Source organism: Candidatus Frankia nodulisporulans, assembly GCF_902806475.1.
In the GTDB taxonomy this organism is placed as follows: Bacteria; Actinomycetota; Actinomycetes; order Frankiales; family Frankiaceae; genus Frankia; species Frankia umida.
The window spans coordinates 1-360 of sequence record NZ_CADCWS010000573.1 but is presented as its reverse complement, the minus strand read 5'-3'; the positions used below and the strand labels follow the sequence as shown (position 1 = coordinate 360).

Below are 360 nucleotides of genomic sequence, written 5' to 3'. Positions count from 1 at the left end.
GGGCTGCAACCACCCCCGAACAGGCCCCGCAGACCGGTCCCGGACCGGCCGCCGTGCGGGTGTGGCGGGCGACGTCGACGACGGCGGTGACGGTCCTCGACGGCCTGTCCCCGGCATGCGCCCCGTTCGCCGCCCGGTGGGATGCGGAGGCCGACCGGCGCCGCGAGTTGCGGACCCCGGAGCATCGGGCGGCGTGGATCGCAGCCCGCCATCACCGGGCGGTGGCGTCGGTGTCGGTGTCGCAGGCCCGCAGCCAGTGCAAGACGGCCCGGGAGGCCTCCGCCAACCCGCTGGCCGCCCGCCGCCGCGCCGCCCGCCTCGCCAGCAAGACCGCCAAGGGCCGCAGGAAGGCCGCCAGGG

The 360-nt window shown here is 78.6% G+C and carries 1 protein-coding gene; it reads left to right on the top strand.

Features of this window, described 5'->3' with window-relative positions:
• On the top strand, positions 1–360 hold a 360-nt coding region (locus tag G6R24_RS21445), incomplete at both ends, for a hypothetical protein (protein WP_225438912.1).